Annotated in this window: 18 protein-coding genes and 1 pseudogene; 12 read left to right on the top strand and 7 right to left on the bottom strand. The window is 73.7% G+C overall.

Going from position 1 to position 18,561, the window contains the following annotated elements:
- Nucleotides 1-43: 43 nt before the first annotated feature.
- Together ABZ193_RS18440 and ABZ193_RS18445 are read left to right on the top strand one after the other, a co-directional pair.
- Nucleotides 44-1,366: an NAD(P)-binding domain-containing protein gene (locus ABZ193_RS18440; RefSeq protein ID WP_354710754.1), complete on the top strand. Its 1,323-nt coding sequence runs from the start codon at nt 44-46 to the stop codon at nt 1,364-1,366.
- Nucleotides 1,363-2,451 (top strand): serine hydrolase domain-containing protein, encoded by a 1,089-nt coding sequence (locus ABZ193_RS18445; protein ID WP_354710755.1) that lies wholly within the window; start codon nt 1,363-1,365, stop codon nt 2,449-2,451. Before ABZ193_RS18440 ends, ABZ193_RS18445 begins: the two co-directional genes overlap by 4 nt.
- Here ABZ193_RS18445 and ABZ193_RS18450 read toward each other — a convergent pair.
- From ABZ193_RS18450 to ABZ193_RS18460, 3 genes are read right to left on the bottom strand one after another with little or no spacing between them, the layout of a single operon-like run.
- Nucleotides 2,448-3,581: a GDSL-type esterase/lipase family protein gene (locus ABZ193_RS18450; protein ID WP_354710756.1), complete on the bottom strand. Its 1,134-nt coding sequence runs from the start codon at nt 3,579-3,581 to the stop codon at nt 2,448-2,450. The two genes, ABZ193_RS18445 and ABZ193_RS18450, sit on opposite strands and share 4 nt — an antisense overlap.
- Complete coding sequence (locus tag ABZ193_RS18455) at nt 3,578-4,156, bottom strand: TetR-like C-terminal domain-containing protein (protein ID WP_354710757.1); 579 nt, start codon at nt 4,154-4,156, stop codon at nt 3,578-3,580. Before ABZ193_RS18455 ends, ABZ193_RS18450 begins: the two co-directional genes overlap by 4 nt.
- 12 nt (nt 4,157-4,168) lie before the next feature.
- On the bottom strand, nt 4,169-5,791 hold the full coding sequence (locus ABZ193_RS18460; RefSeq protein WP_354710758.1) for an AMP-binding protein: 1,623 nt from the start codon (nt 5,789-5,791) through the stop codon (nt 4,169-4,171).
- A gap of 177 nt (nt 5,792-5,968) precedes the next feature.
- Here ABZ193_RS18460 and ABZ193_RS18465 point away from each other — a divergent pair, with 177 nt between their 5' ends.
- The 4 genes from ABZ193_RS18465 (at nt 5,969) to ABZ193_RS18480 (ending at nt 9,056) form a co-directional block, all read left to right on the top strand.
- Nucleotides 5,969-6,862 carry an SDR family oxidoreductase gene (locus tag ABZ193_RS18465; protein WP_354710760.1) on the top strand — a complete coding sequence of 298 codons (894 nt, stop codon included), beginning with the start codon at nt 5,969-5,971 and terminating at the stop codon, nt 6,860-6,862.
- Between the two features lies 1 nt (nt 6,863).
- Nucleotides 6,864-7,322, top strand: a complete 459-nt coding sequence (locus ABZ193_RS18470) for a MaoC family dehydratase (RefSeq protein WP_354710762.1) — start codon at nt 6,864-6,866, stop codon at nt 7,320-7,322.
- A 151-nt stretch (nt 7,323-7,473) separates the two neighbouring features.
- Entirely contained in the window at nt 7,474-8,916 is a 1,443-nt protein-coding gene (locus ABZ193_RS18475; protein ID WP_020419801.1) for a DHA2 family efflux MFS transporter permease subunit, read from the top strand.
- Between the two features lie 17 nt (nt 8,917-8,933).
- Nucleotides 8,934-9,056, top strand: coding sequence for a hypothetical protein (locus ABZ193_RS18480; protein WP_020419802.1), 123 nt, complete (start codon nt 8,934-8,936; stop codon nt 9,054-9,056).
- Nucleotides 9,057-9,167: 111 nt separating this feature from the next.
- Here the strand turns inward: ABZ193_RS18480 and ABZ193_RS18485 are convergent, their stop codons facing one another.
- Together ABZ193_RS18485 and ABZ193_RS18490 are read right to left on the bottom strand one after the other, a co-directional pair.
- A complete protein-coding gene (locus ABZ193_RS18485) occupies nt 9,168-9,794 on the bottom strand; it encodes an MBL fold metallo-hydrolase (protein WP_020419803.1) in 627 nt (208 codons plus the stop codon).
- Nucleotides 9,791-10,876, bottom strand: a complete 1,086-nt coding sequence (locus tag ABZ193_RS18490) for an S-(hydroxymethyl)mycothiol dehydrogenase (RefSeq protein WP_354710763.1) — start codon at nt 10,874-10,876, stop codon at nt 9,791-9,793. The genes ABZ193_RS18485 and ABZ193_RS18490 overlap by 4 nt, the downstream gene beginning before the upstream one ends.
- A 127-nt stretch (nt 10,877-11,003) precedes the next feature.
- Here ABZ193_RS18490 and ABZ193_RS18495 point away from each other — a divergent pair, with 127 nt between their 5' ends.
- Nucleotides 11,004-12,251 carry a LuxR C-terminal-related transcriptional regulator gene (locus ABZ193_RS18495; RefSeq protein ID WP_237334719.1) on the top strand — a complete coding sequence of 416 codons (1,248 nt, stop codon included), beginning with the start codon at nt 11,004-11,006 and terminating at the stop codon, nt 12,249-12,251.
- Nucleotides 12,252-12,439: 188 nt separating this feature from the next.
- Here ABZ193_RS18495 and ABZ193_RS18500 read toward each other — a convergent pair whose 3' ends face one another.
- A complete protein-coding gene (locus ABZ193_RS18500; RefSeq protein ID WP_354710765.1) occupies nt 12,440-13,165 on the bottom strand; it encodes a ferritin-like domain-containing protein in 726 nt (241 codons plus the stop codon).
- A gap of 103 nt (nt 13,166-13,268) precedes the next feature.
- Between ABZ193_RS18500 and ABZ193_RS18505 the strand changes: the two genes are divergently transcribed.
- Complete coding sequence (locus tag ABZ193_RS18505) at nt 13,269-13,715, top strand: SRPBCC family protein (RefSeq protein WP_354710767.1); 447 nt, start codon at nt 13,269-13,271, stop codon at nt 13,713-13,715.
- Here ABZ193_RS18505 and ABZ193_RS18510 read toward each other — a convergent pair.
- A complete protein-coding gene (locus tag ABZ193_RS18510; RefSeq protein ID WP_354710768.1) occupies nt 13,706-14,026 on the bottom strand; it encodes a hypothetical protein in 321 nt (106 codons plus the stop codon). The genes ABZ193_RS18505 and ABZ193_RS18510 overlap by 10 nt on opposite strands.
- A 32-nt stretch (nt 14,027-14,058) precedes the next feature.
- Here ABZ193_RS18510 and ABZ193_RS18515 point away from each other — a divergent pair, with 32 nt between their 5' ends.
- From ABZ193_RS18515 to ABZ193_RS18530, 4 genes and pseudogenes are all read left to right on the top strand, one after another.
- Entirely contained in the window at nt 14,059-15,741 is a 1,683-nt protein-coding gene (locus ABZ193_RS18515) for a hypothetical protein (RefSeq protein ID WP_354710770.1), read from the top strand.
- 104 nt (nt 15,742-15,845) lie between these two features.
- Nucleotides 15,846-16,463, top strand: coding sequence for an antibiotic biosynthesis monooxygenase (locus ABZ193_RS18520; RefSeq protein WP_354710771.1), 618 nt, complete (start codon nt 15,846-15,848; stop codon nt 16,461-16,463).
- 371 nt (nt 16,464-16,834) lie between these two features.
- Nucleotides 16,835-18,106, top strand: a complete 1,272-nt coding sequence (locus tag ABZ193_RS18525; protein ID WP_354710772.1) for an SWIM zinc finger family protein — start codon at nt 16,835-16,837, stop codon at nt 18,104-18,106.
- Nucleotides 18,103-18,561: pseudogene (locus tag ABZ193_RS18530) on the top strand (hypothetical protein); the annotation flags it as partial. The gene ABZ193_RS18525 and the pseudogene ABZ193_RS18530, both read left to right, overlap by 4 nt.

The raw sequence follows: 18,561 nt of genomic DNA on the forward strand, positions 1-18,561 counted from the left end.
GCCAGAGTGGTCAGCGGCATCGTGGCCAGCGGAGGAGGCATCCGTGAGTTCACTCCCCACCGTCTGCATCATCGGCGCCGGCTGCTCCGGCTTCACCACGGCGAAGCGGTTGCGCGACCACGGCATCCCCTACGACTGCTTCGAAATGTCCGACGACGTCGGCGGCAACTGGTACTTCGGCAACCCCAACGGGCGCTCCGCCTGCTACGAATCACTGCACATCGACACCTCGACCACGCGCCTGCAGTTCGAGGACTTCCCGGCCGGCGCGGACTGGCCGCACTTCCCGCACCACTCGCTGATCCACCAGTACTTCCGCGACTACGTCGACCACTTCGGGCTGCGCGAGACGATCACCTTCGACACCGCGGTCGAGCACGCGGCACGGCGACCCGACGGCACCTGGCGGATCACCCTGTCCACCGGCGAGACCCGCGACTACGACGCGCTCGTGGTCGCCAACGGCCACCACTGGAACCCGTACCTGCCCGACTACCCCGGCACGTTCGACGGGCCGGTCCTGCACAGCCACGCCTACCGCAGCCCGTTCGACCCGGTCGACATGCGGGACAAGCGGATCGTCGTGGTGGGTATGGGGAACTCGGCGCTGGACATCGCCTCCGAGCTGTCGCACCGCTCCATCGCGCGGCACGTGTGGGTGTCCGCGCGGCGCGGCGTGTGGGTGTTGTCGAAGTACCGCGGCGGCAAACCGGCGGACAAGATGATGATGCCGCCGTGGATGCCGAAGAAGATCGGCCTGGCCCTGTCCCGGCGGGCGATCAAGAAGACGCTGGGCAACATGGAGGACTACGGGCTGCCCAAGCCGGACCACGAGCCGCTGTCGGCGCACCCGTCGGTGAGCGTGGACTTCCTCGCCAAGGCCGGCTCCGGCGACCTCACCTGCGTGCCCGCGATCGAGCGGCTGGACGGTGACGCCGTGGTGTGCGTGGACGGCACCCGCGTCGAGGCCGACGTGATCGTGTGCGCCACCGGGTACCGGATGTCGTTCCCGTTCTTCGACGATCCGGCGCTGCTGCCGGACGCCGAGCACCGGCTGCCGCTGTTCAAGCGGATCGTCAAGCCCGGCATCGGCAACCTCTACTTCGCCGGGCTGGCGCAGGCGTCGCCGACGATCGTCAACCTCGCCGAGCAGCAGAGCAAGCTCATCGCGCGGCACCTGACCGGGGAGTACGAGCTGCCGGACGTCGCGGAGATGGAGGCCGCCATCGCACGGGACGAGGCCAAGCACCTCGGGCAGTACTACTCCGCGCCGCGGCACACCATCCAGCTCGACTTCGCCCGCTACGTGCGGGACCTGCACCGCGAGATCGAGGCGGGCCGGAAGCGGGCGGCGGCCGTCCGGTGAACGGCCACTGCGACGCGCGGTTCGCCGCACTCGGCGACCTGCTGGCGCGTCGGCTGCGCGACGGCGCCGAGGCGGGGGCCTCGGTCTGCGTGATCGCCGACGGCGAGGTGGCGGTGGACCTGTGGGGCGGCTCGGCCGCGCCGGGCGTGCCGTGGACGCGGGACACGCTGGTCACCACGTACTCGCTGACCAAGACGATGGTGGCGCTGGTGGCGCTCGCGCTGGTGGACCGGGGGCAGCTAGACCCGGACGCGCCGGTGGCGCGGTACTGGCCGGAGTTCGCCGCCGCGGGCAAGGACGGCGTGCTGGTGCGGCACGTCCTGGGCCACACCTCGGGCGTGTGCGGATGGGCCTCGCCGGTCACTCTCGACGACATCTGCGATGTGGCACAAGCGGCGGCGTTGCTGGCGGCGCAGGAGCCGTGGTTCCCGCCGGGCGAGGGCTCCGGGTACCAGGCGGTCAGCCACGGCCACCTGGTCGGCGAGATCGTGCGGCGGGTGACCGGCCGCTCGCTGGGCACGGTGCTGCGGTCGGAGTTCGCGGAGCCGCTGGGGGCGGACTACTGGCTGGGCGCACCGGCGGACGTGGACGCCCGGCTCGCCACGCTGGTGCCGCCCGAGTCGTCCGGAGTGGACTACGCGGCCCTCGACCCGATCGCGGTGCGCACGCTGACCAACCCGCTGATCCCGCCGACGGTGACGACCACGCGGCCGTTCCTGGCGGCCGAGCTGGGCGGGCTGAACGGCCAGGGCAACGCCCGCTCGGTGGCGCGCCTGCAGTCGGTCGTCTCCCACGGCGGGACGATCGACGGCAGGCGGTTCCTTTCGGAGTCCGCTGTGGAGCGCATTTTCGAGGTGCAGGCCGACGGGGTGGACCGGGTGCTCGGCGCACCCGTCCGGTTCGGGCTCGGCTACGCGGTCGACGACCGCACCTGCTGGTGGAGCGGTTTCGGCGGCGCGGTGGTGGTGAACGACCTCGACCGGCGGCTGACCTTCGCCTACGTGATGAACCGGATGGCGCCGGGACTGCTGAACGCGCCGAACACCACCGCCTACCTCGCCGCGCTCCGCTCCTGCCTGGACTAGCGAGCCGCGAACGGGCCGCCGAACGCGAGCTTGGCGAACCGCTCCCCCATCAGCCGGTGGGTCGCCGCGTCCGGGTGGAGGTTGTCGGGCAGCGGACGGTCGTTCTCGCCGTGGAGGTCGCGGCCATCGAGGTAGTGCAGGTTCTCGTCGGCGCGCTCCGCGACGATCCGCGCCAGCTCCTCCCGGATCACGCGCAGCGTCAGCTTCCCGGCAGCGCGCTCGGCCGGATCCCCCGTGGCCCGGAACCGCACGACGCCCGACTTCAGCGCCTCGACGTCGAACGCGCCGGGGCCGGGCGTGTCCTCGTGGATCGGGCACCAGATCGGCGAGACCACCAGCAGCGGGGCGTCCGGGTGCCCGTCGCGGATCGTGTCGAGGAAACCATGCACCGCGGGCGTGAACGCACGCAGCCGCATCACGTCGCCGTTCACCAGGTTGATCCCGATCTTGACGCTGATCAGGTCGGCCGGCGTGTCCCGCATGACCCGCGCGGTGAACGAGTCCAGCATGGCGCTGCCGCCGAAGCCGAGGTTCACCAGCTCGGCGCCGCCCAGCCCGGCGGCCACCGCGGGCCACGTGGTGACCGGGCTCGCCGCGTCCGAGCCGTGGCTGATCGAGCTGCCGTGGTGCAGCCAGACCCGCCCGCGCGGGGGCGACGGCGAGACCGGCGCGTCCGTGCGCAGCGCGATCAGCTCGGTGATCTCGTTGTGCGGCAGCCAGATCTCCACGTCCTTGTCGTGGCCGGGCAGCCCGTCGAACCGCACCGTGCCGGGCGGCCCGGGCTCCATCCGGGCCGCGCCGGTGGACAGGTCGATGTGGACGGTGTTGCCGCCGCCGACCCCGCTTTGCGCGGTCAGCCGTCCGTCGACCAGCAGGTCGTACACGCCGTCCGGGCGCGGCGGGGTGCCCACGTAGGACCGGGTGGTGCGCAGCGCGTCCAGTTCGATCACGGTCGCGCGGGTGCGGAAGACCAGCCGCACGCCGGACGGTTGCGACTCCGCCATGCGGAGCGGCGCGTCGGCACGGGCGCGCGCCCACGCGGGCAGCCGGTGCGGCACCAGGCCGTGCGCACCGGACTCGACGTCCAGGGCTCCGCGCAGCAGGTCCGCGGTCAGGGGTGTGGTGATCACGATCCGGTCCTCCCGGGCCAGTTCCGCAGGGTGACGTCGAGGACCTCGAGGATCCGCGACCAGGACTCGCCGGGCTCGGGCGCGCTGTGGCCGAACGCGCCGCCCGATTCGAGTTCGACGAAGCCGTGGACGACGCTGCCCAGCAGCCGGACGGCGTGCGGGTGGTCGGCCTCCGGCACGTCGTAGCCACGCAGGATCGCCTGCATCATCCGGGTGTGCCGCGGCCCGGCGCTCGCGGCCGCGTGCTCCGGGTCGAGCCGGAACCGCGCCGCCGCCCAGCGGCCCGGGTGCTCGCGGGCGTAGTCGCGGTAGACGCCGGCGAAGGCGACCAGCGCGTTCCGGCCGGCTCGCCCGGCGAGCGCGTCGGCGGCCCGGTCGGCGAGTTCGCCCAGCGCCAGCAGCGCGACGCGGACCTTGAGGTCGTGGGCGCCCCGCACGTGCGAGTACAGGCTCGCGACCTGGACGCCGAACCGACGGGCCACCGCCGACGGGGTCACCTCGTCGAACCCGGCCTCGTCGGCCAGCTCCGCCCCCGCCTGGACCACGCGCTCGGTGGTCAGTCCCGCTCGCACCATGCCTAAAGCATATCAGGAATTTCCTAAACATTTTAGGAGGAGGTCGCGGGCCCAGGCCAGCTCGAGCTTCCCTGTGGGCATGCGGCGCAGCTCGGGCAGCAGCTCGATCGTGCGCGGCACCTTGTACCCGGCCAGGCCGCGGCGCACCCATTCCCGCAGCTCCCCGGCCGACAAGGTCGCGGAAGCCGTCGCGACCACCGCCGCGACGCGCTCGCCCCACGTCTCGTCCGGCAGGCCCACCACGACCGCGTCGGTGACCTCCGGGTGGGTCAGCAACGCGTCCTCGACCTCCTGCGGGTGCACCTTCTCGCCGCCGGTGTTGATGACGCCGGACCCGCGGCCGAGGAACCGGATCGCGCCGTCGGCCTCGACAGCGGCCAGGTCGCCGGGGATGGCGTAGCGGACGCCGCCGATCGTGCGGAACGTCGTGGCCGTCTTCGCCGAGTCCTTGTAGTAGCCGAGCGGGATCGGGCCGCGGTAGGCGAGCACGCCGGTCTCGCCGCTGCCGGGCGTCACTTCGGCGTCGCCGGGGCCGAACACCTTCGTCGCGGGCACCGGGAAGAACCGCGACGGCAGATCGTCCACAGTGGAGGTGACCGCGAACGCGAACGGCCCGCCCTCGCTGGAGGCGATCGCGTCGAAGATCGTGACGCTCGCCCGCTCGTGCAGCGCGTGCTTGAGCCGGTCGGACAGCGCCGTGCCGGAACTGATCACCGACCGCAGCGAGCCGAGGTCGTGCGGGCTCCCCCGCCGCTCCGCCGCGACCAGCTCGTCGACGAGCGGACGGCAGACGGCGTTGCCGGCGACGATGATCGTGCGGGCCCGCTGCGCGGCGACCGTCGTCCAGACGTGGTGCGGGTCGAGCGCGCCGGGCCTGGTGGTGATCACCCGGCCGCCGGTGAGCAGGGCGCCCATCGAGTTGAACAGGCCGGTGCCGTGCATCAGCGGCACGACCGGCATCGTCGCGTGCGAGCGGTCCTCGGCGTGGGCGTCGATCGCGAGGTGGACGGCCTCGGTGAGGGTGGCGGGCAGTTCCCGCGCGCCCAGCGGGCGGAAGACCGGCACGAACAGCGAGTGCAGCAGGTCGGACTGCCGCCAGATGACGCCCTTCGGCTTCCCGGTGGTGCCGCCGGTGTACATGAAGATCTCGTCCGAGCCGAACCGGTGCTCCGGCGGGCGCGGCGGGGTGACGGCGAGCAGGTCCTCCAGTTCCGGCGCCGACGGCCCGGGCTCCACGGCGGGGCCGGCGCGGACCAGCAGCCGCAGGGTCGGCACGTGCTCCGCGGCGTGGCGCAGGTTCGGCGCGAGCACCCCGCTGAACACCACCGCGGCCGCGTCGGCGTCGGTGAGCAGCGCGGTCAGCTCGTCCGCGGTGTACCGGTAGTTCGCGTTGACCGGCACGGCGCCGATCTTGAATGCGGCGAACACGGTCTCCAGGTAGGCCGCGCCGTTGTGCAGGTAGCAGGCCACCTTGTCGCCGGCCCGCACCCCGGCCTCCTCGAGCGCGGTGGCCAGCCGGGCGGCGCGGTCGTCGAACTGGGCGTAGGTCAGGTCGCGCCCCGGTTCGGAGATCGCGACCGCGTCCGGCAGGCCACGGGCCACGGCCTCCCAGACGGTGCCGAAGGAGACGTCCATCCGGTCCGCACCTCCTCGGCTCGGCGTCCAGCGTAGGAAGGCGCGGGGCCGGAGCGACACGGCCGGGAACCGCAGGACGGGCGGGACAAACGTCGCGCCACGGTGGCGACGCAAGGCCAGCGTGCCGGGCAGCCGCGGCTCATACCGTCGAGGAGATCCGCGATCGAAGGAGGGCACATGCTCGACGGCAGAGTCGCCGTGGTCACCGGGGCCGGCCGCGGCCTGGGCCGGTCCTACGCACGGGCGCTGGCCGCCGCAGGCGCCGCCGTGGTCGTCAACGACCTCGACGCCGACGTCGCCAAGGCGACGGTCGCGGAGATCACCGCCGCGGGCGGCCGGGCGGTCGCCGTGGTCGGTTCCGTCGGCGGCAGCCACCTGGCCGACGCGCTGGTGCGGCGGGCGGTCGGCGAGTTCGGCCGCCTCGACGTGATGGTCACCAACGCCGGCGCGCTGCGCGACCGGACGCTGCGCAACACCAGCGACGACGACTTCGACCTCGTGGTCACCAGCCACCTGCGCGGCACCTTCACCTGCGGCCGCGCGGCGGTGCGACGGTTCCGGGAGCAGGGCGAGGGCGGGCGGCTGATCCTCGTCGGCTCCCCCGCCGGGCAGCGCGCCAGCTTCGGGCAGACCGCGTACTCCGCGTCGAAGGGCGCCATCGTCGCGATGATGCGCACCTGGGCGGTGGAGCACGCGAAGATCGGCGTGACGGTCAACGCGATCGTGCCCACCGCGCTCACCCGGATGGTCGCGACGATGCCGGGGCTGGGCGAGCTGGTGTCCAGGGTGGACGCGGGCGAGCCGGTGCCGGAGCCGCTGCGGCGCCAGGGCCTCGGCACCCCGGACGACGTGGCGCCGCTGGTGGTCTACCTCGCGTCGGCGGAATCCGCGCACGTCACCGGCCAGGCCATCGCCGCCGGTGGCGACCGCATCGCGCTGTGGACGCACCCGGGCGAGGTGGCCGAGGAGCTGCGGCCCGGCGGCTGGACCGTGCCGGAGGTCGTGCGGCTGTTCGCCGGAGCGCCGCTGCAGGAGTTCGAACCCGCGCCGCTGATGTTCGAGGAGGTCTGACGTGGCGATCGTGGTGCACGGTGTCGACGGGGTGCACGCCCTGCCGGTCGGGGAACCGCTCGGCAGCAGCGGGCTGGTCGAGGTCACCCAGGAGGCGGTGAACCGGTTCGCCGAGGCGACCGGGGACCACCAGTGGATCCACGTCGACGTCGAGCGGGCGAAGGCGGGACCGTTCGGCGGCCCCATCGCGCACGGTTACCTGACGCTGTCGCTGGTGCCGCGGCTGCTGCCGGAGATCGTGGAGTTCACCGGGTTCGGGCTGACCGTCAACTACGGCTGCGAGAAGGTCCGCTTCCCCTCCCCGGTGCCGGTGGGCAGCAAGGTGTGCGCGACCGCCACGCTCGAGGAAGTGACCGAGGTGCGGGGCGGGCTGCAGCTGGCGATCACGATGACGATCGCCGTCGAGGACGCGCCGAAACCGGCCTGCGTGGCGACGATCCTCATCCGCCAGATGACCTAGCGCCGCAGCGGGAATTCGATGGACGGGCGGTGCGTTCGCACCGTATAAGTGGTTCGGCTGTTTTCGCCTGCCCTGCTGGGGGATGGGTGCGGCCGTTCCGGCGGCGCCGAGGCCGCGATCCCGACCACTGAATTCCCTGTGAGGTGCTTCCATGGCCGCCCCCGCGACCACTCCCCCCGACGCCGCGCACGAGGCGCCGCCGCGGTCCGGGCTGCTCATCGGCGTGCTGGTCGTCTCCGCGTTCGTGATGATCCTGAACGAGACGATCCTGAGCGTCGCGCTGCGCGACCTCACCGCCGACCTGGCCGTCTCCACCACCACGGTGCAGTGGCTGACCAGCGGGTTCCTGCTGACGATGGCGGTGGTCATCCCGACCACCGGGTTCCTGCTCGAACGGTTCACCCCGCGCCAGGTGTTCCTCGCGTCGCTGACCCTGTTCAGCGCGGGCACCGCGATCAGCGGGCTCGCGCCCGGTTTCGGCATGCTGATGGCCGGGCGCGTGGTCCAGGCCTGCGGCACCGCCGTGATGCTGCCGCTGCTGATGACGTCGGTGATGCGCCTGGTGCCGGAGAACAAGCGCGGCGCGACGATGGGCACCATCACCATCGTGATCGCCGTGGCCCCCGCGGTGGGGCCGACGATCGGCGGCGCGGTGCTCGCGTCGCTGGGCTGGCGCTGGATGTTCTGGATCGTGCTCCCGCTGGCGCTGGCCGCGCTGGCGATCGGCGCGGCGTGGTTCCGGCTGGACAGCTCGACCCGCAAGGTGCCGCTGGACGTGCCGTCGGTGCTGCTGTCCGCGCTCGGTTTCGGCGGCGTGCTCTACGGCCTGGCCGGCATCGGCGAAGGCGGCGGGCACGCGCCGGTGCCGCCGTGGGCCACGATCGTCGGCGGGCTCGCCCTGCTGGCCGTGTTCACCTGGCGGCAGACGCGGCTGCAGCGCGAGGACAGGGCGCTGCTGGACCTGCGGCCGTTCACCCACCGCAGTTTCGTCGTCGCGCTGGTGCTGGCCGCGCTGCTGTTCGTGTGCCTGCTCGGGGTCGCGTCGATCATGCTGCCGCTGTACCTGCAGACCGTGCTGCACACCAGCACGTTCGTCAGCGGGCTGGCGGTGCTGCCCGGCGGCCTGACGCTCGGGTTGCTGGGCCGCCCGGTCGGGGCGCTGTTCGACCGGTTCGGCGCGCGGCCGCTGGTGATCCCCGGCGCGGTGGCGCTGGCGGTGTCGATGTGGCTGTTCGCGCTGCTCGGGCCGGGCTCGCCGCTGGCCGCGGTGATCGCCATCCACGTGCTGCTGATGGCCGGGCTCGGCTTCATGATGACGCCGCTGATGACGGAGTCGCTCGGCGTGCTGCCGGACCACCTGTACTCGCACGGCAGCGCGATCCTGGCGACGCTGCAGCAGGTCGCGGGCGCGTTCGGCACCGCGGTGTTCGTCAGCGTGGCCACGCTGGCCAGCAACGACCCGGCGGGCATCCCGGACGCCACGGGCCTGCGCACGGCGTTCGTGGTGGCCGGCGTCGTCGGGGTGCTCGCGCTGGTGACCGCGCTGTTCGTGCGCAAGCCCGCCGCCGCGACGCCCGCGCCTGCGGCGCACTGAGCGGGGGCACCCGGCGGGTGGCCGCGCTGCGGGACATCACCTGCCTGCACGTCGCCGACGCCTGCCGCGCACTGAGCGCGGACGCTGCCCCGCCGACGCACCACCTCGCCGTCATCGCTGCTGGGCAGCCCGCGCGCTGAGCGCGGGCTGCCCAGTTCTCGCTCACCGCGGCGGTGGCAGCATCGTGGCCGGGCAGCCCGCGCGGTAGCCAGGCGCGCTACGACGGCCACGGCGTGGGCGACCACGCCGGCTCAGTAGCCGCGCGCGATCCACTCCGCAAGGTGCGGCGCCTCGGTCCCGATGGTGGTCCCGTCGCCGTGACCCGTGTGCACCCGGGTGTCCTCCGGGAGCTTGAACAGCCGGTCCCGGATCGAGTCGATGATCGTCGGAAAGTCCGAGAACGACCGGCCCGTCGCGCCCGGCCCGCCGGCGAACAGCGTGTCGCCGGTGAAGAGCGCCTTCGCCTCGGGCAGGTGCAGGCACACCGAGCCGGGCGAGTGGCCCGGGGTGTGGATCAGCTCGATCTCGGTGCCGGCGACGGCGATGCGCTGACCGTCGTCGGCCTTCCAGAACGCCTGCCCGGCGTGGGTCATGTCCCACAGCTCCTGGTCGCCCGGGTGCAGGAGCACCGGCGCGTAGAGCTGCTCGCCGAGCTGCGGCGCGTGGGTGACGTGGTCGTTGTGGCCGTGCGTGCAGACCACCGCGACGACCTTGCGCCCCGCGACGGCCTCGACGATCGGCTTGTCGTCGTGCGCGGCGTCGACCACCACCACCTCGTGGTCGTCGCCGATGAGCCAGACGTTGTTGTCGACCTCCCAGCTGCCGCCGTCGAGTTCGAACACGCCGGAGGTGACGACCCGGTCGATCCGGAAGCTCACCAGACCACCACCGAACGCAGCACCTCGCCGGCGTGCATGGTGTGGAAGGCCTTCTCGACGTCGTCCAGCCCGATGCGCTCGGTGACGAACTTGTCCAGCGGCAGCCTGCCCTGCAGGTACAGGTCGACCAGCACCGGGAAGTCCCGTTCCGGCAGGCAGTCGCCGTACCAGGACGACTTCAGCGCGCCGCCGCGGGAGAAGAAGTCGAGCAGCGGCATCTCCAGCCGCATGTCCGGGGTCGGGACGCCGACCAGCACGACCGTGCCGGCGAGGTCGCGGGCGTAGAACGCCTGCTTCCAGGTCTCCGGCCTGCCCACCGCGTCGATCACCACGTCCGCGCCGAACCCGCCGGTCAGGGCCTGGACGGCCTCGACCACGTCGGTCTCGGTCGCGTTGACCGTGTGGGTGGCGCCCAGTTCGGTAGCCCACTCGAGCTTCTTCGCGTCGCGGTCGACGGCGATGATCTTGTTCGCCCCGGCCAGGCGGGCCCCGGCGATGGCCGCGTCGCCGACGCCACCGCAGCCGATCACCGCGACGGAATCGCCCCGGCTCACCGCGCCGGTGTTGACCGCCGCGCCCAGACCGGCCATCACGCCGCAGCCGAGCAGGCCGGCGACGGCGGGGTCGGCGGCCGGGTCGACCTTGGTGCACTGCCCGGCGTGCACGAGCGTCTTGTCCGCGAACGCGCCGATGCCCAGCGCCGGGGTCAGCTCGGTGCCGTCGGTCAGGGTCATCTTCTGGGTGGCGTTGAACGTGCTGAAGCAGTACTGCGGGCGGCCGCGCTTGCAGGCCCGGCACTGGCCGCACACCGCGCGCCAGTTGAGGACGACGTAGTCACCCGGCTGGACCGAATCGACGCCTTCGCCGACGCTTTCGACGGTGCCGGCGGCTTCGTGCCCGAGCAGGAACGGGAACTCGTCGTTGATGCCGCCCTCGCGGTAGGTCAGGTCGGTGTGGCACACCCCGCACGCGGCGATCGCGACCACGACCTCACCGGGACCGGGGTCGGGGATCACGATGTCGGTGAGCTCGACCGGAGCTCCCTTCGAGCGGGCGATCACGCCGCGGACCGTCTGTGGCATCGGCTGTTCCTTTCGGTGGAGAAGCATGCGCGGTGACGCATACCGTTGGCGACGGTAGCCCTGAGTGGCGTTTCCGCGACCTGGTCGTCGGACCAGTAAAACCTCGACCTCCGGTTAGAGTGGCCGCATGGATCCGGTGTCCGATCTGGTGGCTCTGCGAGAGGTCGTGGACGGGCCGCTGCACGAAATCGCCCGCCGCCTCTCGCGGTTCCTCGGCGAGCGGTGGCCGCACACCGCGCTCGTCGTGTTCACCCGGGAGTGCACCGGGCGGCCGCGCAAGGTCGCCGGCGCCACCGAGATGATCAACAAGGTCACGATCGGCGAGCTGGAGGAGCTGAAGGCCGCGGTCGAGCCCGGCCGTCCGGTCAGCACGACCGCGTCGATCGCGGGCGCGGAGCGGACCGTGTGGGTGGTGCTCGATCCGGCCGGCACGCTGCTGGTGCTGGTCCCCCGCGCGGCGCGGCGGCGGCTGCCCGAGCCGGAGCTGCTGGCCGCGATCTTCGGCCTGGTGGTGACCTCGATCAGCCAGCAGGTCGCCCAAGCCAGCCCCGACTACCTCGCCGAGTCGCGGGCCGCCTCGAGCGAGCGGGAGCGGACGATCGCCGAGCTGGCGGCCGCGCACGAGGCGGCGCTGGTGGCGATCCTGACCACGCTGCGGTCCGCCGGTCTGGACGACCGCCGGGCGCGGCTGTCGGCGGCGGACTCGGCGTCGGCGGCGTTGCTGGCGCTGCGATCGGCGCGGAAGTCGGACCAGGCGCTGTCCGAGGAGGCCGCGCCGGAGGCGTTCGCCCGGCTGCGCGAGGACATCCGGCAGATGCTGCGCCACCACGAGGCGCCGATCGAGTTCGTCGCCCCGTCCGGCGGTTCCGTGCCCGGCGAAATCGCGCACGCCGCGCGGGCGATGACGCGGACGGCCGTGCTGGCGTTCACCGCCCAGCCGGGCCTGGCGCGCCTGCGGATCGCGTGGTCGAGCGACGGCGCGAGCCTGGTGGTCGACGTGCGGGACCAGGGGTCCGGCGAGCTGGACGTGGACGCGCTGCGCCGTGGCCTCCAGGGCCGGGCGCGCACGCTGGGCGCCGCGCTGGACATCGACGCCGCGCCGGGCTGGGGCAGCCGGGTGACGATCTCGCTGCCGCTGGACGCGCCCGAGCCCTCCGGCGAAACGCGGCTGACGAACCTCAACCGCCGCGAGCGGGAGGTGCTGGCGCTGCTCGCGCAGGGCAAGCGCAACAAGGCGATCGCGGCGGAGCTGGGCGTCACCGAGAGCACGGTGAAGTTCCACGTGACCGGCGTGCTGCAGAAGCTGGAAGTGAGCTCCCGCGGCGAGGCCGCGGCGCTGGCACTGGGCGCGGGGCTCGGCGTGGCGCACGCCTGAGGTCGCGCGTTCGGCGGATCCACGGCCGTTTCACCGTGCTGGTCGCGCGTCCACCAGCTCACCCACTTGCAACCGCTGATCGACTTCGGCGCGTTCACGTCCTCCCCGACGGCCCGCCTCCTGCTCGATGCCGCCGGCAGGCGGTCTCCGGTTCGGTGATTTCGGCGCTGTGCACCTCATCGCCGGCCTCAGGTCCGGGCGTGCTCCGCTCGCAGCGTGGTCAGGAACCGGCTGAACAGGCAGACCTGTTCAGCCACGAACTGCCGCCGACCGACACCGAGCACGCGCAACGCGGCCCCGTGATCCCAGGCGACCACCGCCGCGGTGGTGGCGTGCAGCAGCTGCCACGCGGTCCGCACCAGCCACCACGCCGGGCGCGGCATCGACCGGCGCAGGCGGTCCCGGTGGAAGGGCACGTGCCGCTGCTCGTCATCCAGGATGCGGGCCGCCACGCCGCGCGTCAGGGCGTCACCGGAACCGTCGCGAAGGATGCGGTGATAGCTGAGCGCCACGGTCTCCGCGATCAGCAGCACCGCCAGCTCCAGCCGCAGCCCCAGCCCGCGCCGGAGCGCGACGAACGCCCTGTCGGTCCAGTGGCTCGTGATCGTCGGCGCCCCGGCGGCCTCCAGCAGGCGGGCGAGCAGCCGCGCGTGGTTCTGCTCCTCGGCGACGAACAACCGCACCGCCGCGGCGTAGGCGCCATCACCGGTCCGCTCGGCGGCGCGGTTGAGCCGCACGCCGTCGCCGGATTCGCCGACCTGGAACCGCTGCAGGCTGCGCACCACCGCCGGGTCGAGCCGGGCGCCCCGGGCCCAGTCCGGATCACCGCGGTCCTGCCTGGCACGCGCGGCCTCCTGGAACTCCCGCAGCCAACCGCCGGCATCCCGCACCAGAACCCCCTCGCGTCCGGGCACTCCTTGACAGGACGGTTGAGCGCGGGCGAGGTTGCCGGACCGAGCTCCTTCCGGGCGCCGCACGACCGGCCTACCCTCGACGCACCACGAGAGGAGTCGCGCCATGTCCGGGAAGACCACCGCCACAGTGGACATCGCACGCAGCCCGCAGGAGGTGTTCGGCTTCCTCGCCGACGCCGCCCACCTGCCCGACTGGCAGCCCGACGTCCGCACCGCCGCCTTCGACGGCCCGGTCCCGGTCACCGTCGGCAGCCGCGGGCACGAGGTCCGCCACGTCATGGGCGCCGACCGGACCATCACGTGGGAGGTGACGGCCTACGACCCGGGCCGGCGCTACGGCGTCCGCGGCGTGGACGGGCCGGTCCGGGCGCACGTGGACGTCACGTTCACCCCGGAGGGCGAGGGCACCCACGTCGAGTACGGCATCGGTTTCGAGGGGCACGGCGTGGGCAGGCTCATCGCTCCCCTGGCGCGCCGCAACGCGCGCAAGGAAGTGCCCGCCACGCTCGGCCTGCTGAAACAGCACCTCGAAGCGCAGCCTCAGGTCTGAGCGGGCAACGCACCGCCGCAGTGCGGGCAGCACGCCACACGCGCCCGCGCCGCCCGGCGCCGGTGCTCGTCCGCCAGGCCGGTGAACAACTCCTCCGGCTCGTCGCCTGCCGGCCGACGGGGCCGACGCAACCCGTGCCCGGCCCGCCTGACCGCGCTCACCACCGCCTCCGCCAGCCGCAGGGCGCCCGCGGCCAGTCGCAGGCCGGTCAGGTTGCCGTGTCCGTCCACTTCGGCCTCGACGTTCCCGCGCGCGGCGGTGATCCGCCGGCGGCTGAGTTCGGCCAGCAGCTGATTCCGGAAAACGGCCACGCGCGTGGCGTCCCTTGCGTACAGTCCTCAAGATGCGCGTTTTGCTGGGGGTGGCCCTGCTGGCCATGACGCTGCTGACGGCCTGCGAGGACCACGATCCTGTACCCAAGGAGCAGACCGCGCCCACACCGGCGCGTGTGGACGAGCCCACCGCGCTGCAGTTCGCGCCGCGGGTGTGGCTGGCCGGCGACGAGCGGTTCACCCCGATGGACGCGACCGCCTACATCCGGCAGTCGGCGCTGCGGTACGAGCACGACGACTGCGCCGACCCCGAGCCGGTGGCCGACCCGGTCGATCCCGGCTCGCTTCGCGGCACTGTCTACAAGCACCACAAGGACGCCGACCCCGCCGTGCCGTCCCCGGACAAGCCGCTCTTCCCCTGTGCCCGCCACTCGGGCGACGAGGTCTCGCCGAACTCCGACGGCGGGTTCTACCTGGACGCGCACGACAACGTCCAGCCCGACGACGCTCCCCCGCCGATGTACTGGGAGCACCACCGCGCCGACGACGAGCGCTCCGCGTACGTGTACTGGTTCTTCTACGGCCGCAACGAACTCCGCCCGGCCGGCACCCCCGTGGGCAACACGCACGAGGGCGACTGGGAGCGGGTCGCCGTCCAGCTGCGGAACGGCGAACCGGTCGCGGTGACCTTCTTCGGCCACGGCGCCGAGCCGTGTTCCGTGCCGTGGGCGGACCTGGACCACGACGACGGCCACCCGGTCGTGTACTCGGCCAAGGGGTCGCACGCGTCGTACCCGTCGAAGGGCTGGCACGTCTCCGGCGCCACCTTCGACTGGACCTCGCAGGGAAACCTGTGGCGCGCGCAACCACGCGCGCTCGACGGCGAGCCGTGGTACGGCTACCGCGGCGCGTGGGGCGCGCAGTCGCTCGTGCCCGGCTTCTCCGGCCCGGCCGGTCCCTACCCGGGGCGGCAACTCGCCGACGTGTTCACCGACCGCCGCTGCGCCATGCCCGCCCGGCTGCCGGACGGTTTCGCCGGGACGTGGGAGACCCGCGACCCGGTCGAGCAGTCCCCGGCGGCCCGCCCGTACCACATGCGGGTGGTCCTCGGCGGCGACAGCAACCCGGTCGAGTACCGCACGACCTGGACCGGCCCCGATCCGGACCTGGCGTGCCGCGGCATCCTCCGGCTGGTCGACGCGACCACGCAGTGGCTGGAGCTGCACGAGACGATCCTGGACAAGGACGCGGGCAACTGCGTCACCGAGGGCACGGTGACGCTCCACCGGGACGGCGAGTCCCTGAAGATGACCTACTCCGGCGGCAGTGTGACGGGATCCGCCACGCTGTACCGCAAGCAGGACGGCCCGCCACCGTCCGGATCGTCGACAGCGCCCACGTCGTCCGGCCCGTCGGCGTCCGACGGCATCCGGCGTTACGAGGAGTTCCTGCACGCGGTGGGCCGCGAGGACCTCGCGGTGGTCTGCGAGATCGCGGGCCCGGCCGCGAAGAAGGCCGAGGACCAGGGCTTCGGGCCGTGCGAGCAGACCATGCCGATCACCTTCCAGATGATCTCGCCGGCGCAGAAGCGGGCCCTGCGCACCGCGACGGTCGACCGGGCCGGGGTCACCGAAACCGCCGGGCGGATCGAGATCCCGGCCCGCGCGGTGCGTGCGGACACCCCGTTCACGGAGAGCGACCTGGGCGACGCCGTCCTCGAATACCGCGGCGGCCAGTGGTACGTCGTCGACTAGGGCGGCGCCGGCCGCGGTTGCGCCCGCTCGCCCCGCGGCGCAAGGTGGAGGGCTACCGGCGGCGCCGCCGGGACGCCGCCTCGACCGGAGAGGGGGTGGAAGGCGTGTTCGCGCGTTCCACCACGGTGCAAGCTCACCAGGACACGATCGACGCCGGGATCGCCCACCTGCGCGACGAGGTCATGCCGGAGCTGATGGAGATGCCCGGCTGCGTCGGACTGTCGATGCTCGTCGACCGCGACTCCGGGCGCTGCATCGCCACCAGCTCGTGGGAGTCGATGGAGGCGATGCGGGACAGCGCCGACCGGGTGCGCCCGCTGCGCGACCACGCGGCGGAGGTGATGGGCGGCAACCGCGCCCAGGTCGACGAGTGGGAGATCGCGGTGCTGCACCGCACGCGGCCCGCGCCCGAGGGCGCCTGCTGCCGCGTCACCTGGACCCGCTTCGACCAGCTCGACCGCGCCATCGACACCTACCGCATGGGCCTGCTGCCCGAGCTGGAACGCCTCGACGGGTTCTGCAGCGCCAGCCTGATGATCGACCGCGTGGCGGGCATCGCGGTGTCCTCGGTGACCTACGACAACCACGCGAACATGGCGAGCACCCGCAACCGCGCCGACGCCCTCCGCTCGCGCGGCGCGGAGGAGGCCGGGGTGGAGATCCTCGAGGTGGCCGAGTTCGAGCTGGCACTGGCGCACCTGCGGGTCCCCGAAATGGCCTGACCGAACGACCGGGCCAGGGCGGACCGGGCCGGACCACCGAGCGGGGCGGGCCATCGAGCCTGCCCCGCCGATCGGGCCGGGACAGGAACCAAGCCGGACCACGCCACCGGGCCGAGGTGGGCCACCGGAATCCGACGAGGCACCAGCTTCACCGCAAGCCGGCCGCCGCCGGGGCACGCGGCGGCGGCCCCTGGTCGTCCAGCCGGAACCAGCGGTGGCCCCGTACCGGGGCCATGGCCGCCGCGCCGGGCGAGCACCGCCGGACGCGGCTGCCGGCCACTGCCTCCCGCCGGGGCGGCTCCACATCCGGCCGGCGAACCGGCCCGCCCGGGTGCCCGGCCGCCGCCGGGGGTGGCGGATAGGCTGGCCGCGTGGGATCGCGGTGGACGGTGGCTCGGGTGCTCGCGCTGGCCCCGGACGCCGGGTCCGCGCGGGCCGCCCGCGGGCTCGCCAACCCGCGCACCTGGTCCGACCTCGGGAGCACCAGCTCACTCGTCTGGGGCAAGTGCCAGGGCAGCGCCCGCACCCCCTACCAGGTCACCGTCGACCTCACCGAACCGTCCTTCCGCTGCACCTGCCCGAGCCGCAAGTTCCCCTGCAAGCACGGCCTGGCCCTGCTGCTCATGTGGGCCGCGGGCGACGGCTCCGTCTCCGAGGACGCCGGGCCCGCCGACTGGGTCACCCCCGCCACGCCCCGCCGGGAAGCCGCCAAACCGGACCCCGAGGCGCAGGCCAAGCGCCTGGCCGAGCGCGAGTCGCTCATGTCGGCCGGCCTCGACGACTTCGAGCTGTGGCTGCACGACCTCGTCCGCCAGGGCTTGGCGGCCGCCCGCCGCCAGCCGCCCGGGTTCTGGGACACCGCCGCGGCCCGGCTCGTCGACGCCCAGCTGCCCGGGCTCGCCGACCGGGTCCGCGCCGCCGGCGCCGACATCCACGCCCGCGCCGACTGGGCGCCGCACCTGCTCGGCGAGCTCGGCCGCTGGTACCTCGCGGTCCGCGCGTGGCGGCGCCGCGCCGAGCTGGACGACGCCGCGATGGGCGACCTGCGCACGGTGCTGGGCTGGGCCCGCCGCCGCGACGAGATCGGCGACCGGGTCGCCGACCGGTGGTGGGTCGTCGGCCTGAGCCAGGAGGAGGACGAGCGCCTGCTGTCCCAGCGCACCTGGCTGCACGGCGAGCGCACCGGCGAAACCGTGGTGCTGCTGGACTTCGCCGCCGCCGGGCAGGCGCTGAAGGTCGCGCACGTGCTCGGGTCCGTTGTGGACGGCGAGGTGGCCCGCTACCCCGGCGGCCAGCCCCGCCGCGCGCTGCTCGCCGGTGACGAGCACAAGGTCACGCCCGGTTCCGGCCTCCCGCACGCCACCGACGTCCGCACCGCGCTCGGCCAGGCCGCCCGGTGGCTCGCCGGGAACCCGTGGCTGCGCCGCATCCCCCTGGCACTGGCCGGGATGACCGTCGTCCCCGGCGACCCGCCGCTGCTCGTCGACCCCGGCGGCGCCGCCCTCACCCTGGCCGCGGGCACCGACGTGTGGCAGCTGCTCGCCCTCTCCGGCGGGCACCCGGTGCCGGTGTTCGGCGAGTGGATCGACGAGCGCCTGCACCCCCTGAGCGTGCAGGTCGGCGACCGGCTGGTGGCGCTGTGACCGCGTGGGAAGACCTGCTGGGCACGGCGCTGGTCGGCACCGGCCGCCGCCCCTTCGACCTGGCCGCCTCCGGCATCCCGGGCGCAAGCAGCGTCACCGCCGACTCGCCCGAGGCCGCGGTCCTGGCCGCGGCCGCCCTCGCCGCCGGGCACCGGCGCGCGGGCTGGACACCACCGGTCTGGCGCGGCACCCCGCGACAACCGGCCGGCCCCGACGACCGTCCCGAATGCACCCCGGCCGCCGCCCAGCTGCTGGAACTGCTGCTCACCAAGGCCATCCGCCTCGAAGTCGGCACCGAGCTGCTCACCGGCGACTGGCTCACCGCCGCCCGCGACACCGGGCGGCGCCCGCCGTACCGGCTGCTGCCCGACCTGCTCCGCTTCGGCACGACCACCGCCACCGCCCGCCCTCTCGTCCGCGACGTCCTCGGCCCGCGCGGCGCCTGGCTGGCCGAG

Source organism: Amycolatopsis sp. NPDC006125 (assembly GCF_040614195.1).
Classification (GTDB): domain Bacteria; phylum Actinomycetota; class Actinomycetes; order Mycobacteriales; family Pseudonocardiaceae; genus Amycolatopsis_E; species Amycolatopsis_E tucumanensis.